General features: G+C 68.8%; 1 protein-coding gene. It reads right to left on the reverse strand.

Going from position 1 to position 320, the window contains the following annotated elements:
• Window positions 1-229 (reverse strand): hypothetical protein (locus KI686_RS16165; protein ID WP_237590353.1); only part of this gene is annotated, 229 nt, incomplete at its 3' end.
• Between the last annotated feature and the right edge of the window lie 91 nt (window positions 230-320).

Genomic DNA, 320 nt, shown 5'->3' on the forward strand with positions numbered 1-320 from the left:
CGCGGTACGTCAGCGCCTTCATCGCGATGCGCTCCAGGGGCTGGTCGTGGACGGTCGTCGCGACGTACAGGACTTCGTGGCGATCGATCACGTCAGCGTGCTCCGGGACTCCGAGGGGCGCGGTCAGCGCGGAGTCCCGGCTGATGCGTCGTCGCCAGGCGAAGAACATCGCGGCGAGGATCACGAGCGCGACGGCGATCGTGATCAGCACTGCCCCTTCACGGGTCATACCAGCTCCTGCACGAGGTGTCCGTCGTCGACCGTCACGACGCCGCCGTGGATCGTCCACCGCACGCGCCCGGGAAGATCGCGGCCCAGGT

The organism is Polaribacter sargassicola (assembly GCF_021991835.1).
In the GTDB taxonomy this organism is placed as follows: domain Bacteria; phylum Bacteroidota; class Bacteroidia; order Flavobacteriales; family Flavobacteriaceae; genus Polaribacter; species Polaribacter sargassicola.